The sequence below is a fragment of the Glutamicibacter arilaitensis genome (assembly GCF_044793945.1).
Classification (GTDB): domain Bacteria; phylum Actinomycetota; class Actinomycetes; order Actinomycetales; family Micrococcaceae; genus Glutamicibacter; species Glutamicibacter arilaitensis_B.
Genome location: NZ_CP084994.1, coordinates 2,801,262 through 2,814,961 on the forward strand (window position 1 = coordinate 2,801,262; position 13,700 = coordinate 2,814,961).

Here is a 13,700-nt window from a genome sequence, read left to right on the forward strand (position 1 = left end):
GCGGGAAACTAAAGGGTCCGAGTTTTTGATCTCGCCGAAAGGAACGAGAAGTGGCATCGATTTCCCAGTGGGTCGCCGGAGCACGTCTGCGCACCCTGCCCATCGTCATTGCCCCGGTAGTTATCGGTACCGCGGCCGCAGTGGGTGAGACCGGCCAATTTTTCTGGTTCCGCTTTGTCCTCGCCCTGCTCGTAGGACTTCTGCTCCAGGTCGGCGTGAACTACTCGAATGACTATTCCGACGGAATCCGCGGAACCGACGACGAACGAGTCGGCCCGCTCCGCCTGACCGGCTCCAAACTAGCCGAACCGAAGCACGTAAGAAACGCCGCCTTCGGATGCTTCGGGTTGGCGGCCGTACTCGGATTGCTGCTCGTCATTCTTTCGGCGTCCTGGCCACTGCTGTTGGTAGGGGTCGCCGCGATCTTTGCCGCGTGGGGTTACACCGGCGGCAAGAACCCCTACGGATACCGCGGTTGGGGCGACGTTTACGTCTTCATTTTCTTCGGCCTGGTGGCCACGCTAGGCACCACGTACACGCAGATCGGTCAGCTTACGCTCACTTCCCTGCTCGGCGCCATCGGTACCGGTCTGATCGGTTGTGCACTGCTGATGGCAAATAACGTCCGCGACATTCCAACGGACCGCGAAGTTGGCAAAATTACTTTGGCGGTGCGCCTTGGCGAACAGGCAGCCCGCGTGAGCTACGTGCTGATGCTGAGCGCTGCCATTGTCTTGCCGCTTTTGTTAACGGGTACAAACGGTTGGATGTGGCTCATCTTGCTCAGCTTTGTCCCCGCCGCCGCACCAAGCTGGCTAATGCTTCGGGAAGAATCGCTGCCTAAGCTGGTGACTGTGCTCAAGCAGACGGGCCTCGTCAACATGGTCTACGCTGCGCTCTTCACCTTAGCCATCATGTTGAACACCTGGCTGTAATTCTTGTTATTAAGTCCGAAGCCTTCCAAAGTGTGAATCACTTTGGAAGGCTTCTCTTATTTGTTTTCCGGACGCTGCGATTCGTCGTAGGAATCTTCGATGGCCTCTTCGGCCAGCTGGGATTCGGTCTTCGACGCGTTAGTTTTGGCAAACGCGTTGCGTGCGTCCTCGTTGGCTGCCAGCCGTAATTTGTTGAAGAACAAATAGGACACGGCAAAGGCGACTATCAGGGCAATCAGGCCAGAGGTGAAGATCGGCCAAGCCATTAGCTTCCACAGTGCCAAGAAGACAACGCAGAACAGACCCAACCGAAGCACCGAATATTTCACAAACTGCATATGTTAAAGTCTACCGATGAACCTGTGCGCCGGATTGTCATTAGACTAGAGACATGGTCCGCATCATTATTTTTGCCGCACTCATTTCGGTGGCACTCATGATCTATACATTGATTGAGTGTGCACGCACCGAGCGACATCGGGTGCGCTCCTTGCCAAAAACGGCATGGATAGTCATTGTCATTCTCCTACCCCTGATCGGGCCGGGATTATGGTTTGTTTTAGGTCGTCCGCAATCCGGCTCACGCAAGCCTCCGGAAACGCAGAATGCCCCCGACGACGACGAAGATTTCCTCCGTCAGCTCGAAATCTGGCGGCGCCAGCAGCAACGCGAAACAGAGCTCAAAGCACGTGAGGAAGAACTCAAACGAAAAGAACGCGAGGCGAAGAAACCTAAGAAGGATAATTCTTCAGACGATTCCGACACTCCGTCCAAAGACAGCTAATCTTCCAGCGAAGTGAACCTGCAGGGCCCGGCATATGCCGGGCCCTGCAGCTCTTTCTAGGCGATGTTTTGTGCTCGATGCTAGCCGTGGCCGAGGTTGCCTCGAAAGGCCGCCTAGGCGCCGTTGGAGGCTGGTCGGTGAACAGTTTCACCGCGGTGCACTTCGTCTTCGCCGGGAGCCAACAATGCGCCTGGGATTTCCGGGCATGAAAAAGCCCCGGGGGCCGAACCATTCAGTGGTTCAACCTCCGGGGCTACGCCATCAACCGAGATTGTTGGCTAGGTTTATACCCCCGCGTAGGAGTGCAGACCGTCGAAGAACATATTCACGATGGTGAAGTTGAAGATCACGCAACCGTAGCCGATGATTGACAACCAGGCCGAGCGAGGCCCGGTCCATCCACCGGTAGCTCGTGCGTGCAGGTAGCCGGCGTAGACCACCCAAATCACGAAGGACCAGACTTCCTTTGGATCCCAACCCCAGTAGCGGCCCCAGGCGGCTTCGGCCCAGATCGCTCCGGCCATGACGGTGAAGGTCCACATGACGAACGAAATGGTGTTGATCCGGTAGGCGAAGTTTTCCAACGCGCCCGCTCCGGGAACCAGACGCATGAATGGAAGCTTGTCAGGCTCACCGGCAGCCAGTTTGTTCATGCGCGAGTGCTGGATCAGCTGCAGCACATTCATGGCGAAGCTGATGGAGAACAGCGCCGCGGAGAAAACAGCGATGGAAACGTGGATGACAATCCATGGGCTCTGCAGGGCGGGTACCAGGTGGCCCAACGGAGTAGGGAAGCCCAAGGTAGCGCCGCACAGCATCAGGGTCACCAGGCCAATGATGAAGCTGCCCATGAACCGCAGGTCCTTGAAGAACAAGACCACCAGGTAGACCACGGTGACAACCAATGCACCGGTGGACAGGAACTCATACATATTGCCCCAAGGCACGCGGTGCGCCGCAACGCCGCGGGAGATAACCGCAAAGCCATGCATTGCCGCGCCAAGCCAAGTCAGCACCACCGCGATCCGGGCGATATTACGAGTTGAGGAGTGCTTGGTGTAATTCATCTTGTCGTTGACGATGTCCTCGCCAACGTTGTCGGCGCGTGCCAGCTGCGCACCACGCTTAGGGCGTCGGGGCTGGGCCACCGCGGTGGCTCCCGCACCGACGAGCATCTGCGAATCGCGTGCCAAAGCGGCCGCATCAATTTCGCTGATGCTCTTATTGCTCTTAGCCAGGTCCAGCGCGAAGAAGACAAAGGCGACCATGTAGACGAAAGCCGACAGCAACATAAACAGCTGGCTGTAGTTGCCCAGCGTTTCGTTGATGGGCGCGAGGTTTGAGCCGTTAGGCATTTACTTCTCCTTGGTCCTGCTTCTGGCTGGCCAACGGCCACTTGCTGTCAAAGATATTGTGCAACTCTGTGGATTCACGTTCAAGGCGTGGGTCCTCGCCGCGGGCCAGCAGCGCGTATTCAATACTGCGCTGCCCGTTCTCGTTCTTCAATTTCACCCAGACGCGGCGACGTGGGGTAAAGAGCGAAACAGCCAGTCCCGCGAGTGCCAAAAAGGCGAAGATCGCGATCGGGATCTTACTTGGATCGTAGTTCACGTCTACGGCGATGAAACGCTTCAGATCGTCGAAGGTGATGCTGCCCTTGCCCTCGGGCAGATCGTAGGTCTGACCGGCTTCGAGCACGATGCCACCGGAGTCGAGATTACGTGAATTCAGCTCGGTGAGGTTTTCGGTGTCCAGCACGTACACGTTCTGCGGCACGCCGTCATCGAGTCCGAGGTTTCCGGAGAAGGAATTCAGGTGAAGCTGCGGATTGATCGCGTTGGGATCCCCGGAGATACCAAAACCGGTTTCATCAACCAACGCGGTAGGAAGCAAGAAGCCCTGGAAACCTAGCTGTTCCGGATTCGCGTCCGGGGCCTTGATAACCATCAAGGAGGTGTAGACCGAGTCCTGCGGCACCGAAACTACCGGCCCGGAGAACGCTACATCGCCGTTGCCGTCGCGGACCGTCACCACCGGCGCGTAGCCGTTGCCGACCAGATATACGTCGGCCCCGTTAATGCGCAGCGGGTGATTGACCTTCAAATCTTCCTTGACCGGTTCGGCGTCAGCCGAACGCCGCGTCTCCACGTGCGCGGTGAAATCCAGTGGCTGGCCGAAATGCGACTGAGATTCACGATCGAAGATGATGTCGAATTTGTCGAGCTTCACCGAATAGGCGCTGAGGTTCTCTGGGTTGAAGCTGGTTCCCGGAGTGAATGAATCATAGGAAACCAGGGAGTTCACGAAGGTCTCCCCCTCGACGATGACGCGCTGTCCGCCGTAGCCGAAGGCGCCTCCGATGGCAACGGAGACGAGCACGCCGATCAGCGAAATGTGGAAGGTCAGGTTTCCGATCTCGCGGGTGTAGCCGCGTTCGGCGGCTACCGAGCGGCCGGAGTCGTCCGCGCGGCGTTCCGCCCGGTAGCCGCGCTTGCGCAGCAATTTGTAGGTCCCCTCGATGATCTCGTCATCGCTCGGGGTATCCTCTTCATCCTCGGCCAGCGGCAAAGAAGTGTACTGCGGCAACCGGTTGAGCCGGGCGGGGGTGCGCGGCGGAGGAGTGCGCAGTGCCTGCGCATGCTTCTTCACGCGGGGAATGATGCAACCCACCAGGGAAATGAAGAGCAGAATGTAAATTGCGGAGAACCACGCGGAGGAATACACATCGAAGAACTGGAACCGGTCAAGCCAGGGGCCAGTTGTCGGGTTCTGTTCAAGATACTCGTTGACCGTCTCGGGGTTCATCGACCGTTGCGGGAAAATGGACCCCGGAACTGCAGCTACCGCAAGCAATAGCAGCAAGAACAAGGCGGTTGGCATCGAAGTCAGCTGAGTCCAGATCCACCGCAGCGAACCAAGGAAACCTAGGGCAGGTGCGTCGCCTCGGTCCTTAGTGGTTCGTTTATTTTTCGCCATTAGATCGGCAACCTCACTTCATTGGCAAACCAGTTTTGTAATTCAGCGACCCAGGATCCCCAGAGCCCGGAGACCATGACCAATCCGAGAAGGATCAGCATTCCCCCACCCAAACGCATTATCAGCAGCTGATGTTTGCGGAAAAACGCGAGCGCCTGCATGCCGCGTTGCAGTCCGAGGGCGATCAGGATGAACGGAAAGCCCAATCCCAGACAATAGAACACCGTCAACAGCGTTCCGCGGGCAACGTTGGCATCGGTGCCAGTGGACATGATCAGCACCGCGCTGAGCGTAGGCCCGATGCACGGCGCCCAGCCCAAGCCGAAAGTCAGCCCCAGCACCGGCGCTCCCCAGAGTCCTGCCGGGGGTTTGCAGTGAATTTTTCGGTCCCGTTGCATCCAGGAAATGCCGCCCATGAAGACGATGCCCATGATCACCACGACCAGGCCCAAGGCCTGGGTCACCCATGCGCCGTTGAACTTCAACCACGCGGTGGCCTGGCTGAACAGCACTCCGGCCGCGATAAAGACCACCGAAAATCCGAGGACAAACAGCAGCACTCCCATAAGCACTCGACCGCGACGGTGCTCGCGCAGATCGGCGCCCGTCAACCCGGTGACATAGCCAAGATATCCGGGGACCAAAGGAAGTACGCATGGTGAGAGGAAAGAAACCAGTCCCGCAAGCATTGCCACCGGGGCAGCCAAAAGCAGCGACCCATCGAGCACAATGTCGGCGAAGGGATTCGAGGAAATCAACGGGAGGCTCACAACTCTTCGGTGAGCGCGGTGTCGATCAGGGACTTCAGCGTGCCCTTTTCGATAGCACCAATGACGCGTGCGCGAACCCGTCCCTCGCGGTCGAGCACCAGCGTGGAGGGAACCGCCTGCAGGGGAACATACTTGGTCATCGCCAATTGGATCTGACCGTCGGTGTCCTGCACGGATTCATAGGGAATCTCGAAGGTACGCTCGAAGGCCAACGAGGCTTCGGCTTCATCGCGGACGTTGACGCCGATGAATGGAACGTCCTCGCCGAAGTCCTCGGACAGTTCCTTCAGGTGCGGTGCTTCGATTCGGCAAGGCGCGCACGCCGCGTACCAGAAGTTCAACACCACTGGCTTGCCGCGCAGCGCCGCCAGATCGATTGGCGTGCCCTGGTAGGTCTCGGTGGTGATTTCGATTGGCTCGCTACGCTTTTCGGGGAGATATTCCTGAACGGCGCCGTCGCCGGCGATGTAGTTTTTGTTATCTCCGGAGCGTGCCTGTTTGGCCAGCGGATCCTCGGTGACCGAGCATGCGGCCAGCGGCACAGCCGCCGCAGCAACCAGCATCGAGCGCAGCATGGTGCGACGATTCAGGAAGCGAGGATTCGGCGAGGATTCATTCATTTACTTTAGGCTCCAGGGATGTTCGCCGCGCCAGCCAGCAGGTCTGGGCTCGGTTCGGTGTAATTCACGGAGCGAAGTTCGTCTCCGTCAAACTCAAAACTGGTAATTGAGGTCAGCGTGCATTCGCGCTTACGTGGGTCATGCCATAGCGGCTTGCCCTCACCAGCACGTCGGGATACCCAAATGGGCAGCTGGTGGCTGACGATGATGACCTCTGCACCGTCGCCGTGTTCGGACACCGCTGCCTGGCGCTGGGCATCCATGGCCTGTCTCATGCGGGCCACCTGCGCTGCGTAAGGTTCACCCCATGAGGGTTTCAGCGGGTTGCGCAACAGCGGCCAGTAGCGCGGATTCTTCAGGTGCGACTTGATCTGCGCCAGACCTTCAAAGCTGTTGCCTGCTTCAATCACCCGGTCGTCGGTGATGATTGGCAGGCCGAGGGCCTGAGCGGTGGGTTGCGCAGTCTGCTGCGCGCGAAGCAGCGGAGAGGCAACCAGACGGACCACGTGGGCACCTTCGGCCTGACGCTTGGCGAAGTACTCTCCGGCTCGATCCGCCATCTGGAAACCCAGCTCGGAAAGGCCATACCCCGGGATCCGTCCATACAAAACGCGGTTCGGGTTGAAAACTTCCCCATGGCGCAACAAATGAACGGTTGAAACTGGCATGGTTACAGTCTCTCAAACAATCAACCTAAAAGATGAAATTTGTGGCCACGATCAAGTATTCACAGCATCCGCATGGGATTCCCATATCAAAAAACCATCCTTTCGGAGGGGCACATCACAATCGCCACGGACTAGGCTAGTAGTTGGAGTTACTCACTGTTTAGCAGCAATCAAAGGACGATCATGAGCACCAACGATCCGAACCAGCCAGGCCAGCCCTATGACCCGCTAGCCGGGTCTGGGAATTCAAGCCCGAACCCTTACGGCGAAAATCCCTACGGTGGGCAGCCGAACCCCTACGGCCAGCCGGCAGGGCAGCAGGTTCCGCAGTTCCAGCAAGCTCCGCAGCAAGGCGGCTACGCTCCGGTCCAGCCACCTACCGAGCGTCCCAAGACATTGCAGATGGCGTTCATCTTGATTGTGCTCGCAGGGGTGCTGAGCGCGGTGTCCAGCTGGTTGATCAATAGCACCAATCTTTTCGGCAATATGGTGCGTTCGCAGTGGTCGATGTTCGAAGAGCAGATGCGCATGCAGCTGGAGTCTTCCAATGACGCCGCGACCAATGCTGAGATTGAGCGCATGATGGAAAACCCCGACACTTTCCTGGCGCAAATTACCTCAACGATGACTACCTTCACCATTGTGGGCATGGTCATCACGCTCATCGCCTACTTCCTGGTTGGATTCTTCGTCGGCCGAGGAGTCGGCGCGATGCGAATTATCGCCACGATCCTGGCGGCACTCTCGGTGATTGGCTTGCTGATCAGCCTGCCGATGTTCAGCTTGTACGCCAATGCAGCAGATTCCACCATGATCAATGTGGTGTACGCGCTCGGGACCATTGCGGGCGTCGCCGGCGTGGTCTTCGCTTGGTTGCCTGCTTCCTCGCAGTACATCGCGCAGCGTCGCCTGGCGCGCCGGGCTGGCTACCGCTAAACCGATTTGTACTGCAAATCCCAGTTTTAGAATGAATGTGGGCCGTGACTCGATTGAGTCACGGCCCACTGCCGTGATGCCTGGCTGGTGCGTTGCCGCTTAGCGCTGCACCGCGTGATAGGCCAAGATCTGCAGCTCGGTGGACAGATCCACGCGTCGCACGATCATGCCTGCCGGAATTCGCAGCGGTTGCGGCGCGAAGCTGAGCACAGATTTCACCCCATGCGCCGCGAGTGCGTCGATCAGCCCCTGGGCCGCGACTCCGGGAACCGCTAAGACCGCGATATTGATCTGTTCACGCCGGATTACCTCGCCCAGCTCGCTGACCGGCTCCACCACAAAATCGCCGACCTCGCTTCCGACCAGAGCTTGTGCTGTATCGAGGATTGCGCGCACTTGGAAACCTCGGCTAGCGAAACCTGCGTAGCCGCTCAGCGCACGTCCGAGGTTACCCGCGCCTAGGATGGCCACCCGCCAGTCCTGGTTCAGGCCCAAGGTCCGGTTGATGTGTTCCGCCAATTCGGTGACCACATAGCCCACGCCACGCGTCCCATAAGAACCGAGCAAGGAAAGATCTTTGCGGAGGATCGCCGGATTGACCCCGGCTTCTTTAGCCAGCACACCCGAACTGGTACGTTCCACACCCTGAGCTTCGAACGCGTTGAGCGCGCGCAAATACTGCGTCAGGCGAGTCAACGTCGCCTCGGGCAAAACCCGCGGTTCAACTTCAGCCATTAGCTGCCCAACAGGCGTTCGAGCCGTTTAGCATCGATAGTCCAAAAGTCTCGAACCTGACCATCAACGAGAAGTACTGGGACCTCTTCGTGGTGGCGTGCGAGCAGTTCGGGGTGCTCGTCAATGTCTATTTCGGAGAACTCCATGTTCATCCGTTCGGTGACGTCTTTGACGGTCGCCCTGGCAGCCACGCACAGATGGCATCCTTGGCGTACCAGTAACTGGACCTCATGCAATTTACTCACTCGTCCATAATCTCACGAGCCGCAACCCGCGTCTAAGTCGGCAATGAAATAAACTGGATCAAATGCAGTCTTCAGAGCACCTCACCAGCCAGAATACGTCGGCGCAACGCGACGTCGTTGCCGCCTTCTTCGACGTGGACAACACCATGGTCCGTGGCGCATCCCTATATTTGGTGGCCCGGAAGATGCATCAGCGCCGCTTCTTCCGCCTGCGTGAAATTCTCTGGTTTGCGCTCAAGCAGCTGCGCTTTGCCGCCCGCGGTGAGCATATGGGTGACATCCACCAGATTCGTGACCGCGCGTTGCTGATGGCCAAGGGCATTTCGGTTGACGAGATGGCGCAGATTGGCCAGGAAATCTATGACGAGTACATCGAGCCGAAGCTCTGGAAGGGTACCGTCTCCATCGCCCATCAGCATCGCGCAGTGGGCCGAGAGGTTTGGCTGGTTACCGCGACACCGCTAGAAGTAGCGAACGTCATATCGGAAAGGCTGGAACTCACCGGTGCATTAGGGACCGTGGTTGAAAGGTTGGATGGAAAGTACACCGGCGCCTTGGCCACCCCGATCTTGCATGCAGCCGAAAAAGCCCAGGCAGTTCGCACCCTGGCTAAGGAACGTGGAATCAAGCTTTCCAAGTCCTGGGCGTACTCGGACTCCTACAACGATGTGCCGCTGCTTGAAGCCGTAGGGCACCCGGTCGCTATCAACCCGGACGCTCGGCTGAGAGCCTATGCCAAGCGTCGCGGCTGGCAGGTCTACGATTTCCGTACCGGACAGCGCGCCGCACGGATCAGCCTGCGGCTGGCCGGCGTCCTAGGCGCGTTGTGGGCCGCGAAACGTTCACTGCCAACCCGCCGCGGGAAATAGCCGGGGATAAAGCAATCGCCACCGTCAAGGTCAAACCTTGATACGGTGGCGATAATTGCCAAGAGGCAAATGCTGCTTGAAGCAGATTTACTTCTTATTACGACGCTGGTGACGAGTTTTACGAAGCAGTTTACGGTGCTTCTTCTTCGACATACGCTTACGGCGCTTCTTGATAACAGAGCCCATAGTGGTTCCTCACAAACTAAATAAATATGTCAACCAAAATTTAGGCTTAAAAACAAGTCTAAGCTACTAGGTTGACCGGACGTTAAACGTTCCTTAATAGATTACCCGCTTTTCGGCCAAGCTCTGACCATCGCGCGGCTATCGACCGAGGGAACCTGTTCCACGCTGCGGGTCAATCGCCGCAGCTTGCAGGTAGGCTTCCACTGCGTTTTCAGGAACGCGATAGGAGCGACCGAATTGAACAGCAGGCAAATCGCCTGCATGAATCAGGCGATAAACCGTCATTTTGGAAACACGCATCATCTCGGCCACTTCAGCGACCGTCATGAAACGGGCTCCTGCAAAATTCTGTTTATCCGCCATAGGGGAATTTCTCCTGACGCTGATCTCTGAATAGTCGTGTATTTTGCTCACGTGAACAAATACGACTTGGGATCAACATCGGCAATCATATTCACGTTCGCTCGATTCCAGTCTAGTCGCACTTAAGTAACTTTTGCATCACGGAACACACCTGAACCACATTTGGGTCTCGATTATGACCTTTAAAAACTACTGGTCGCTGCCCCGACGCCTAAAACGGCGGTGGGCAGCGACCAAAAGATCACTAGCAAGTCGAAGGACTAGATCAATCCTTGGGCTAGCATTGCGTCCGCAACCTTGACGAAACCAGCAATATTGGCGCCGGCAACGTAGTTGCCTGGCATGCCGTATTCGTCAGCAGTGGTTGCGCAGCGCTCGTGAATACCGACCATAATTTCAGTCAGGCGAAGCTCGGTGTGCTCAAAGGTCCACGAGTCGCGGCTAGCATTCTGCTGCATTTCCAGCGCAGAAGTTGCTACGCCACCGGCGTTTGCAGCCTTACCCGGGCCAAACAGGATGCCTGCATCCTGGAATACCGAGGTAGCTTCGGCGGTCGTCGGCATATTTGCGCCTTCGGCCACGGCGATGGTTCCCGCGGCAACCATCTTCTTGGCCGATGCTGCACCAAGTTCATTCTGCGTGGCGCATGGCAGGGCCACAGCGCCCGGGACGTCCCAGACGTTTCCATCGGCCACGTAGGAAACCTTCTTGCTCCCACGACGCTCGGCGTATTCGCTGATGCGACCACGTTCGACCTCTTTGATCTGCCGCAACAGATCCAGATCGATACCATTTTCGTCGACAATGAATCCACTGGAATCCGAGGCGGTAATCACCTTCGCGCCCAAATCCTGGGCCTTCTCGATGGCGTGCAACGCCACATTGCCGGAGCCCGAAACGACCACGCGCTGCCCGTCGAAGCTCATACCGCGAGTCTTGAGCATCTCGTCGGTAAAGATCACCGCGCCGTAGCCGGTAGCTTCGGGGCGTACCAATGAGCCGCCCCAGCTCAGACCCTTGCCGGTCAGCACACCGGATTCGTAGCGGTTGGTGATCCGCTTGTACTGGCCGAACAGGTAGCCGATCTCACGGCCACCCACACCAATATCACCGGCGGGAACGTCGGTGTACTCACCGATATGACGGTAAAGCTCGGTCATGAACGACTGGCAGAAGCGCATTACTTCGCCGTCGGACTTACCGCGTGGGTCGAAGTCCGACCCGCCCTTGCCGCCACCAATTGGCATACCGGTAAGAGAGTTTTTGAAGATCTGTTCGAAGCCAAGGAACTTGACGATGCCCAGATATACCGAAGGATGGAAACGCAGTCCACCCTTGTATGGGCCCAGCGCGGAGTTGAACTCAACACGGAAGCCGCGGTTAATCTGCACACGGCCCTGGTCATCCACCCAAGGTACGCGGAAAATGATCTGGCGTTCTGGCTCGCACAGGCGCTGAAGAATTGCCGCTTCTGCGTATTCAGGGTGCTTAATTGACACAGCTTCGAGGCTCTCAAAGACTTCGGTCACTGCCTGATGGAATTCTGCCTCACCGGGGTTACGGCGGAAGACTTCGTCGCGAATAGTCGCTAGTTGCTTGTCCAAGTTTCTCTCCTCATCACTTGGGGCAGGCCACCGGGGCGCGCAAAAGACCACCGGTCCGGCAACTCTGCCCCACGCATGAGAATGCCATGTCTGACATTCTCAGTGAAAATTCTTTGTTACAAAGTGCGCCCAGTTGCGTAACGTAAATATCACCGGTCGCATAGTTCTTGTTTGGCTTTTATCAGGTCAGATAGCTAACGTCGGCGGCCGAAACGTGGGAATCGCTCCAATATTTCTTGCGCTCGTCCCGTGACTTGTTCAAGCCCCCGCCCTACACTGCGTCCGAGCTGATGAGCTGCCGCAGGAAGGGCGTTGGCATCCTGTGGATCTTGAATCAGGTCGAGGTCCACCGAAACGAGCTCAGCCGCCGGTTCTTCGGCCGGCAAAAACTCTACGCACCAGGACACCAAGGTGTCGATGGCTTCGCACTGCACACTGTAAATGCGGCGTTGCCCTTGGGCTGTCATGTGCACCAGATCCGCTTCACGCAGAACTTTCAGATGCTTGGATACGGTCGGTTGAGAGATCTCCAGTTGAACCACCAATGCACCGACCGCCATCGGCTCAGCCTTCAGCGCCTCGATGATCTTGCGTCGGGTTGGTTCTGCCAATGCAGAGAATACTTCGTCAATAGCCACAGACATTACCCTATCGGCATATGACCATCCAGGAGCGAATTTTTTGCTCCTGCATGGGGTCGACATTGATCACAGAAAACCGAAAACCTTAGTCAAACCAGGGGTCCAGGCCATACAGCGGGAAAATTTCCTTACGCGTGGCGATGATCGTACGGTCCACAGGATCTGCCGGGTCATACCCGACTTCCCAGTTCCGCCACCACAACTGGGCGTCATCCCCCATCAGGTAGGGCACCGCTCTGCCATAGGTTTCCAGCACATGGCGCCGGAAACCCTCGGGAACGTAAGTACGCAGCGCAATGGGTTTACCTGCCGCGATCGCCGTCAGGTGAGTCCACATGCGTGGGACAACGCCGGTGACGTTATAACCGCCGCCACCGGTAGCCAGCCAACGCCCCTGGCAGACCTCGTCTGCCAGTTGGGAGATGTCCAGCGCCACCTGACGCTGGGCATCCACCGATAACTTCAGATTTGTCATGTCGTCATCGCGATGGGCATCGCAGCCGTGCTGGGAGACGATAATCTCCGGTTTGAAGGCTCGCACCAGTTGTGGAACCACCGCGTGGAAGGCGCGCATCCAAGCCGCGTCCCCCGTCATGGCAGGCAATGCGATATTCACTGCGCTGCCTTCGGCTTGCGGGCCACCAATTTCGTTGGCGAACCCGGTGCCGGGAAAGAGCGAAAGCCCCGATTCATGGATGGAAATCGTCAAGACCCGGTCATCATCCCAGAAGATCGATTCGGTGCCGTCTCCGTGGTGGGCATCAACATCGATATAGCAAACACGCTTGGCACCGCGCTCCAGCATCCGGTGGATGGCAGCGGCGGCATCGTTGAAGATGCAAAAGCCGCTGGCCTTGTTGCGCTTTGCATGGTGCATCCCGCCGGCGAAGTTCACCGCGCGCACTGTTGATTCATCCATGATCGCCTCGGCGGCGATCACCGATCCACCCACGATTCGCGCGGCCGCCTCGTACATCCCGGCAAAGACCGGGTCATCTTCAGTTCCCAGTCCGAAGTCGACCGCAATCTGGGTGGGGTCTGCGCTGACCTGCTTCACCTGATCCAGATAAGCCTGGTCATGGACGGTCCGCAGCACGGCGTCGCTCGCGATCTCGGGAGCGGAGATCCGCACCGTGGGAGAGTCATAAACTTCAAGCTGCTTGCTGAGCCGATGGGTCAGCTCAAGACGGGCGGGGTGCATCGGATGGTAGTCGCTGAACTTATACTTCAAGTACTGCTCATCCCAGAGCACCAGGGTGGGTTGAGGCGCATGTCGAGGTTCTAACACCTTTGTAGGCTACCCGATTGTGATCCTTGTTACCCATTTATGCTCGTCCGGGACAATTTGCACGTGTTTCGCGGGCCTTA

The 13,700-nt window shown here is 57.6% G+C and carries 17 protein-coding genes; 4 read left to right on the plus strand and 13 right to left on the minus strand.

Features of this window, described 5'->3' with window-relative positions:
* The first annotated feature begins 50 nt into the window (after positions 1 to 50).
* Positions 51 to 935 carry a 1,4-dihydroxy-2-naphthoate polyprenyltransferase gene (locus tag LG294_RS13195; RefSeq protein WP_404286420.1) on the plus strand — a complete coding sequence of 295 codons (885 nt, stop codon included), beginning with the start codon at positions 51 to 53 and terminating at the stop codon, positions 933 to 935.
* Between the two features lie 56 nt (positions 936 to 991).
* On the opposite strand, the gene LG294_RS13200 is transcribed toward LG294_RS13195, so the two are convergent.
* A complete protein-coding gene (locus LG294_RS13200; RefSeq protein WP_404286422.1) occupies positions 992 to 1,273 on the minus strand; it encodes a DUF4229 domain-containing protein in 282 nt (93 codons plus the stop codon).
* A gap of 53 nt (positions 1,274 to 1,326) precedes the next feature.
* On the opposite strand from LG294_RS13200, the gene LG294_RS13205 reads away from it, so the two are divergent.
* Positions 1,327 to 1,719: a PLD nuclease N-terminal domain-containing protein gene (locus tag LG294_RS13205; protein ID WP_404286424.1), complete on the plus strand. Its 393-nt coding sequence runs from the start codon at positions 1,327 to 1,329 to the stop codon at positions 1,717 to 1,719.
* A 284-nt stretch (positions 1,720 to 2,003) separates the two neighbouring features.
* Here the strand turns inward: LG294_RS13205 and ccsB are convergent, their stop codons facing one another.
* Genes ccsB through LG294_RS13230 form a run of 5 tightly spaced genes read right to left on the minus strand, consistent with a single transcriptional unit; the run spans position 2,004 to position 6,753 of the window.
* Positions 2,004 to 3,074 carry a c-type cytochrome biogenesis protein CcsB gene (gene ccsB, locus LG294_RS13210; protein ID WP_404286426.1) on the minus strand — a complete coding sequence of 357 codons (1,071 nt, stop codon included), beginning with the start codon at positions 3,072 to 3,074 and terminating at the stop codon, positions 2,004 to 2,006.
* On the minus strand, positions 3,067 to 4,695 hold the full coding sequence (locus tag LG294_RS13215; protein WP_404286427.1) for a cytochrome c biogenesis protein ResB: 1,629 nt from the start codon (positions 4,693 to 4,695) through the stop codon (positions 3,067 to 3,069). Before LG294_RS13215 ends, ccsB begins: the two co-directional genes overlap by 8 nt.
* A complete protein-coding gene (locus LG294_RS13220) occupies positions 4,695 to 5,465 on the minus strand; it encodes a cytochrome c biogenesis CcdA family protein (RefSeq protein WP_404286429.1) in 771 nt (256 codons plus the stop codon). Before LG294_RS13220 ends, LG294_RS13215 begins: the two co-directional genes overlap by 1 nt.
* Entirely contained in the window at positions 5,462 to 6,085 is a 624-nt protein-coding gene (locus LG294_RS13225) for a TlpA family protein disulfide reductase (RefSeq protein ID WP_404286431.1), read from the minus strand. The genes LG294_RS13220 and LG294_RS13225 overlap by 4 nt, the downstream gene beginning before the upstream one ends.
* Before the next feature lie 5 nt (positions 6,086 to 6,090).
* A complete protein-coding gene (locus LG294_RS13230) occupies positions 6,091 to 6,753 on the minus strand; it encodes a histidine phosphatase family protein (RefSeq protein ID WP_404286433.1) in 663 nt (220 codons plus the stop codon).
* Between the two features lie 183 nt (positions 6,754 to 6,936).
* On the opposite strand from LG294_RS13230, the gene LG294_RS13235 reads away from it, so the two are divergent.
* Positions 6,937 to 7,689, plus strand: coding sequence for a hypothetical protein (locus tag LG294_RS13235; RefSeq protein WP_404286434.1), 753 nt, complete (start codon positions 6,937 to 6,939; stop codon positions 7,687 to 7,689).
* 99 nt (positions 7,690 to 7,788) lie between these two features.
* Here LG294_RS13235 and LG294_RS13240 read toward each other — a convergent pair whose 3' ends face one another.
* A complete protein-coding gene (locus LG294_RS13240; protein ID WP_404286436.1) occupies positions 7,789 to 8,424 on the minus strand; it encodes a redox-sensing transcriptional repressor Rex in 636 nt (211 codons plus the stop codon).
* The gene (locus tag LG294_RS13245; protein WP_404286438.1) at positions 8,424 to 8,669 is read right to left on the minus strand and encodes a glutaredoxin family protein; all 246 of its coding nucleotides are present in this window, start codon (positions 8,667 to 8,669) and stop codon (positions 8,424 to 8,426) included. The genes LG294_RS13240 and LG294_RS13245 overlap by 1 nt, the downstream gene beginning before the upstream one ends.
* A gap of 62 nt (positions 8,670 to 8,731) precedes the next feature.
* Here LG294_RS13245 and LG294_RS13250 point away from each other — a divergent pair, with 62 nt between their 5' ends.
* Entirely contained in the window at positions 8,732 to 9,538 is an 807-nt protein-coding gene (locus LG294_RS13250; RefSeq protein WP_404286440.1) for an HAD family hydrolase, read from the plus strand.
* 87 nt (positions 9,539 to 9,625) lie between these two features.
* On the opposite strand, the gene LG294_RS13255 is transcribed toward LG294_RS13250, so the two are convergent.
* The 5 genes from LG294_RS13255 to LG294_RS13275 all read right to left on the minus strand — a co-directional run bounded on the left by LG294_RS13255 (position 9,626) and on the right by LG294_RS13275 (position 13,533).
* Complete coding sequence (locus LG294_RS13255) at positions 9,626 to 9,724, minus strand: 30S ribosomal protein bS22 (protein WP_005504750.1); 99 nt, start codon at positions 9,722 to 9,724, stop codon at positions 9,626 to 9,628.
* A gap of 138 nt (positions 9,725 to 9,862) precedes the next feature.
* Positions 9,863 to 10,087: a helix-turn-helix domain-containing protein gene (locus tag LG294_RS13260; protein WP_096257016.1), complete on the minus strand. Its 225-nt coding sequence runs from the start codon at positions 10,085 to 10,087 to the stop codon at positions 9,863 to 9,865.
* 260 nt (positions 10,088 to 10,347) lie between these two features.
* Positions 10,348 to 11,691: an NADP-specific glutamate dehydrogenase gene (gdhA, locus tag LG294_RS13265; RefSeq protein WP_404286443.1), complete on the minus strand. Its 1,344-nt coding sequence runs from the start codon at positions 11,689 to 11,691 to the stop codon at positions 10,348 to 10,350.
* 194 nt (positions 11,692 to 11,885) lie between these two features.
* On the minus strand, positions 11,886 to 12,329 hold the full coding sequence (locus LG294_RS13270; protein WP_404286445.1) for an ArsR/SmtB family transcription factor: 444 nt from the start codon (positions 12,327 to 12,329) through the stop codon (positions 11,886 to 11,888).
* An 88-nt stretch (positions 12,330 to 12,417) separates the two neighbouring features.
* On the minus strand, positions 12,418 to 13,533 hold the full coding sequence (locus LG294_RS13275; RefSeq protein ID WP_404291762.1) for an acetoin utilization protein AcuC: 1,116 nt from the start codon (positions 13,531 to 13,533) through the stop codon (positions 12,418 to 12,420).
* Positions 13,534 to 13,700 lie beyond the last annotated feature (167 nt).

Coding starts and splice junctions, on each gene's coding strand:
- LG294_RS13200 (WP_404286422.1), bottom strand. CDS start 1,273: ATGCAGTTTGTGAAATATTCGGTGCTTCGGTTGGGTCTGTTCTGCGTT.
- LG294_RS13205 (WP_404286424.1), top strand. CDS start 1,327: ATGGTCCGCATCATTATTTTTGCCGCACTCATTTCGGTGGCACTCATG.
- ccsB (WP_404286426.1), bottom strand. CDS start 3,074: ATGCCTAACGGCTCAAACCTCGCGCCCATCAACGAAACGCTGGGCAAC.
- LG294_RS13215 (WP_404286427.1), bottom strand. CDS start 4,695: ATGGCGAAAAATAAACGAACCACTAAGGACCGAGGCGACGCACCTGCC.
- LG294_RS13225 (WP_404286431.1), bottom strand. CDS start 6,085: ATGAATGAATCCTCGCCGAATCCTCGCTTCCTGAATCGTCGCACCATG.
- LG294_RS13230 (WP_404286433.1), bottom strand. CDS start 6,753: ATGCCAGTTTCAACCGTTCATTTGTTGCGCCATGGGGAAGTTTTCAAC.
- LG294_RS13235 (WP_404286434.1), top strand. CDS start 6,937: ATGAGCACCAACGATCCGAACCAGCCAGGCCAGCCCTATGACCCGCTA.
- LG294_RS13240 (WP_404286436.1), bottom strand. CDS start 8,424: ATGGCTGAAGTTGAACCGCGGGTTTTGCCCGAGGCGACGTTGACTCGC.
- LG294_RS13250 (WP_404286440.1), top strand. CDS start 8,732: ATGCAGTCTTCAGAGCACCTCACCAGCCAGAATACGTCGGCGCAACGC.
- LG294_RS13255 (WP_005504750.1), bottom strand. CDS start 9,724: ATGGGCTCTGTTATCAAGAAGCGCCGTAAGCGTATGTCGAAGAAGAAG.
- LG294_RS13260 (WP_096257016.1), bottom strand. CDS start 10,087: ATGGCGGATAAACAGAATTTTGCAGGAGCCCGTTTCATGACGGTCGCT.
- LG294_RS13275 (WP_404291762.1), bottom strand. CDS start 13,533: ATGCACCCCGCCCGTCTTGAGCTGACCCATCGGCTCAGCAAGCAGCTT.